This is a genomic window from Vibrio minamisatsumaniensis (genome assembly GCF_050337445.1).
GTDB classification, from domain to species: Bacteria; Pseudomonadota; Gammaproteobacteria; order Enterobacterales; family Vibrionaceae; genus Vibrio; species Vibrio artabrorum.
Window position 1 is genome coordinate 1 of record NZ_JAKJSY010000139.1, and the last position, 5176, is coordinate 5176.

3 protein-coding genes and 1 pseudogene are annotated in these 5176 nt (G+C 41.1%); all 4 read right to left on the minus strand.

Going from position 1 to position 5176, the window contains the following annotated elements:
- Positions 1–673: 673 nt before the first annotated feature.
- The gene (locus L4B77_RS19395; protein WP_372066396.1) at positions 674–1417 is read right to left on the minus strand and encodes a YccT family protein; all 744 of its coding nucleotides are present in this window, start codon (positions 1415–1417) and stop codon (positions 674–676) included.
- Positions 1418–1496: 79 nt separating this feature from the next.
- Positions 1497–2585: a porin gene (locus tag L4B77_RS19400; protein ID WP_429752462.1), complete on the minus strand. Its 1089-nt coding sequence runs from the start codon at positions 2583–2585 to the stop codon at positions 1497–1499.
- Positions 2586–3109: 524 nt separating this feature from the next.
- Positions 3110–4111, minus strand: a pseudogene (gene ligA, locus L4B77_RS19405) (NAD-dependent DNA ligase LigA); the annotation flags it as partial.
- Between the two features lie 912 nt (positions 4112–5023).
- A partial coding sequence (locus L4B77_RS19410; RefSeq protein ID WP_429752464.1) for a transposase domain-containing protein occupies positions 5024–5176 on the minus strand: 153 nt, incomplete at its 5' end.

The following is a 5176-nucleotide window of genomic DNA, read 5'->3' on the forward strand; positions in this document are numbered from 1 at the left end:
ATATCAAAACTAAGATCAGTGATTTGCACTCATTTTATTTAAAAATAACAGGTGCTTTTTTATTTGTAGAAATAATTCATTTGCTGGGGATTTATTGAAATTTTATTGACCATAGTTAAAAGTAAACCATAATCAATATGCGCCTTATTTGAATTTAATAATATTTAGTGAGGATAATATGAAAGTTATTTTAGTTTTTGTTATAAGCTGTTTTATAGCTTTGCCGAGTTACGCGACAGCTAAAAGTGGTTCTGAGTCAGGCCCCCTTGTTGATTGTAAACTTCCATCAGGAAAGACTGAATATATACCCAGCATGGTATGTCGCTTAAATGGTGGGGAAAAAATATGAAGAATCTTAAGCGGTCGACCCTTAGTGTTTACCGCTTAATGATTGATTAGATATACATTAGAAAACACTTGATCAATTACCACACATTCGAGCAATATCGTGGATAATTCAAATCAAAACAAGTTGTGCTCAAATAAAAATCCTCGATGGCGGTTTTCACCCCTAATGTCATAGCGATACCATAGATACCGCACTCGAGTCTCCAACCAATATAAGATGGAAGGTAAAGAAGAAAGAGCAACAAACATGATGTCCGAAATCAATGATGAAAAAACATTAAAAGTCAGACAAGCAACGCAACACGTTTAACCTACCGTGGTTTAATTATTGTTCGAGTAGCCAAGACAAAATCTTTTTACGTTCCTCTACGGATCCTTGTGCAAACCAATAGCTTGCCATTTCGACCGGTTTGCTGCCTTCTATTGATGTTAAGTCTTGCTCATTGCGATTATCAAACGCCCAATCACTGAACTGTGATTTATCATTAGCTGATGCTTTACTGTACCAGTATTCAACCATTTGCAGCGACTGATTTGCTTCACTTGAACGCTTAGATTCAGTTTTCGTTTTTTCAGAACCGGTGGTGACCGTAGCCAGATTAATCGAATTCACAGAATTATATCGATTGAGTTCTTTTACGTAATCGCGTGAAATACCACTCAATACGGGCAATACATCCTGTTTTACTTGAACTTCTTTTCCCGTTTCATCGGTAATCACAAATTGAGGATTCTTTTGGAATGCATTGGCATGCTCTTTACGACTAATTGGCGATTTCGTCGCAACATTTAAAGATACGTCTTCGGCATCAAATGTAAGAACAATAGGGTAGGAATTAAATTTCTCTTTCTCGCCTAGGTTGGATACCAGTTGCTCAACCCGTAAAACGATTTGATTTCGCCCATTTTCGAAATCAAACTTATCAGCTTTTGAAATGGAAAAGCCAACTTCTTCACCATGTACTACCAATGCTGAGATATTTCTATCTAACGTTAAATCGACAGCCGCCATCGGAGCGAATGAAGTAAGCATAGTACCAATAACGAACATTTTATTTATTACTTTCATTTATTTAACTCCTGGAGTGAAAAGAGCATTCTTATAAAAAGAATGCTCTTGATTTTGAGTATGGTTCAAGACAACTAGATTAGAAGTAGTATTCCATACCAGCTAGGATACGGTGACCCCATTCGCCATCATACTTGTTGTCTGAAGTATTGATCTTGTAGTTACGAGAATCAATGTACCAGTAAGAGCTTGGTAACAGGTAACCAAATCGAGCAGTAATCGCTTGGTCGCCACTGTCTGCGATACCATCAGCATCATCAGTCGCTGCGTAACCTGCTTTTAGAACGTACTTACTATCAATCACGTATTGAGCAGTCGCAGAGTAAGCGTTTTGGCCAACATTGCCCACTTCCATTGCTTTGTATGCTGCAGTAAGAGTTAGGTCGCCAAGGAATACCGAACCACCAACGATTGCATAATTACGGCTTTCAACAGTTTCTGTCGTATTTGAGCCTGCTGCATTCCATTTAACCCACGCGTCACTAATTACAACGTTACCGTTTTTATCAATCTCATACTTCTCCGGCTCATCTACACCTTGCGTGTACGAACCTTGGTGGTAGTAACCAGCGTGTACGCTGAACATACCTTTAGTGAAAGAGGTACCAATACTTGAAACCATTTGGTCGGTATCTTTCGTCATGCCACTCAATGTCGCTTGAACATTGAAACCACCGAAGTTAGCAGAGTCGAAACGTAGAACACTGTCTGCACGGTCTTGGTAACCGCCACCGATGTCATTATTCCAGTCAAATACGTTACCTAGACCAGGGTTTGAGTGTGGCCAGTCAACGTAGTTATAGGCAGCGACTAGCTGACGACCATATTTGAATTGACCTACGCCTTCAAAATCAAGACCAAGATAAGTATCACGCGCACCTAAACCACCTGTATTAGCGCCATTGTTCGCGTTACCACCTTCGATCTGCCAGATGAAGTTTGGAGAAATATCGTCAAACTCTACGACACCACGAAAACCAACACGTGATTCAATTTCAGCACCAACACTTTGAGTGTCGTTTGCGTCGATAAGAGTGATGTTACCCGCTGCTTGGCCGTAGAACTGAACGGCATCGCCCGCAAGTTGAATCGCTGCGTTAGCTGAACCAGATACAGCAGCAAAAGAAACTGCTGCGCCTAAAAGTGTACGTTTAAACATTTTGTCCATGGAATAAAACTCCTAAAAATGGATATAGCTGTTTGAATATTTCCCGCCTAAAGTTGGCCGCCGTAGAGAGAAATACCTTTTTTTGTTAGAGAATACTTATAACCGTAATTTCTCTATTTCGTTTCTGGTTATACACATCGTGCATCCATGGCAATAAGACTAACTTTACCCTCAGAAAGATCAATCAGAACTTAATTTCTATCTAAAAAAATATGAGTTGGTGCAAATTTACCGCCCACTTAGTGAACCTGATCGATAAATTGACAATCATCTATACCAAAAATAATAAACCACACAGAAACAACAACTTACAACACAGTCAATTAACATTAATTAGATATCACTCGCAATTTTATCATGCTAGTAAAGGCAATTCGTTAATATTGAACGTCATCACTGTCCTTATTCGACACTTCGTATAGACACGTAATTCTCAACAAGTAAAAAAATCGCAAATCTATAAATAATATAAAAAAGGCACTTCTATAAAGAAGTGCCTTTGATATTTTTTTACCTAAATTCAATTACGAAATAAGAGCAATAAGATCGTCTTCTGTTCTTATTTCAATACCTAAATCTTGCGCTTTCGTTAATTTAGAACCCGCAGCTTCGCCAGAGAATAAGATATCAGTGTTTTTAGAGACACTGCCCGTCACTTTTGCGCCTAATGCCTGCAATGCAGCTTTGGCTTCATTGCGGCCGAGTTGAGACAGAGAACCCGTTAACACAACCACCTTACCTTCTAATGGTCGATGTTGATCATCGGTAGCATCTTCGATGACAGGCCAATTCACACCCAGCTCTAGAAGTTGAGCCACTACGGCTCTGTTTTTCTCTTGTGAGAAAAAGCTGGTGATATGGCTCGCAACGATGTCGCCAATATCGGACACTTCAACCAATTGTTCATGTGTCGCGGCTTGAACCAACTCGAGCGTCTTGAAGTGTTGCGCTAAGTTCATTGCAGTCGCTTCACCCACTTCGCGAATACCTAACGAATAAAGGAAACGTGCCAATGTTGTGTCTTTGGCTTTATTAAGCGCACTTACTACATTCTGTGCCGATTTAGGCCCCATGCGGTCAAGTACCGTAATCACGCCCGCGCTGAGCTTGAACAGGTCAGCCGGTGTTTCTACCATTTCACGATCGACAAGCTGCTCTATCACCTTTACGCCAAGACCATCAACATCAAGCGCCTTTCTAGAGACAAAGTGCTTCAGTGCTTCTTTTCGCTGTGCCTGACAGACTAAACCACCAGTACAACAGGCTACAGCTTCGCCTTCTACACGCTCAACGGCTGAGCTACATACCGGACATGTCTTCGGAAATTCAATGTCTTTCGCCGTATCAGGACGACGATCTTGTACGACAGCCACAATTTGCGGAATAACATCACCAGCGCGGCGGATGATAACACTGTCGCCAACCTTTACCCCTAAACGAGCAATCTCATCGGCATTGTGTAGCGTCGCATTACTGACTGTCACACCGCCAACGAAGATAGGTTCCAGTTTAGCAACCGGTGTGACAACGAAGTGTCACCTTACGATGTACATTCAAAAAGTAAGATCCCTGTAATTACTAGCTACATATGAGAGGCTTGCCTATACTTTCTATTTGAGAATATCAAGTAGGGAAAAGATTATGGATGCTGAAGCAAAGCTCGCTCTCCTATCTACCTATCTTGACGATAATGTTTACGACTTGTTTACAGCCTACCTCAGTACTCGCCCTCGTAGACGCAGTACTGAGCTGATAAACGATTTTGCTACATATATAAATATCCTGCACACCCCTTTGAACAATGGGAGGTTGGGTGAAACTCAAAAGTGCCTACATTACGTCTATTCTCATACGTGCCAGATGTACGTATATGGAGGAGCAAAATGTCGGATTCTAGAGTGGCATTTACTCATGGAGTATCTAGCAATCCATGCTGTATTCGACGCCCTGGAAGCTGAGGAGGCTCTAGAACCATGTATGTTCCTAAGCCAGTCTGAATACAAAACTAACAAAGATAGGAAAATCCCAACGAAAATCTCTAGCCAATTTTCGATAAAACTAAGCGCAGCAGAGTTGTTCAACCATACGTTAAGAGTTTCTTGTCCACAGCAAATAGCAGTACGACTCAAAGAGCACGTACACTCATTCAAAGAGGTTAAAGCTCACCGTTCGCCTCTTATTACCTTCCTAAAGCAAATACACAGGGCCAATTCAGAGTGGTACAAATATCCAAAAGTCATTCAAGGAGAACTTTTAAAATTTAGAGGGAACCTTCTCGACAATATACATAGACAAACAGCCTACGGCTGCTTTCAGAATGTCAAAAACTCAATTGCTGTATTAATCGAGCATGGCCTTTTGCCCCAATATACTGAATTACCAAGCAACTTACACAGAAACTCAGTATGCGCCCCATAATCCCACGGGGCGTTTTAATTTCAGTGTGAGACGTTCCAAGGCAGAAGAGAGTTAATATCAGGCTCTGGCTTTGCCAGTTCTTTCATACATTTGACCATGTAATCGTAGAGTATCAGTCCGTTCGCTTTCGCCGTCTCGATGATGCTATACAGCAAAGCACTCGCATCAGCACC

What these genes read in the sequence shown, in the direction of transcription:
- L4B77_RS19400 (WP_429752462.1), bottom strand. Translation starts at nt 2,585, where the DNA reads ATGGACAAAATGTTTAAACGTACACTTTTAGGCGCAGCAGTTTCTTTT.
- L4B77_RS19395 (WP_372066396.1), bottom strand. Translation starts at nt 1,417, where the DNA reads ATGAAAGTAATAAATAAAATGTTCGTTATTGGTACTATGCTTACTTCA.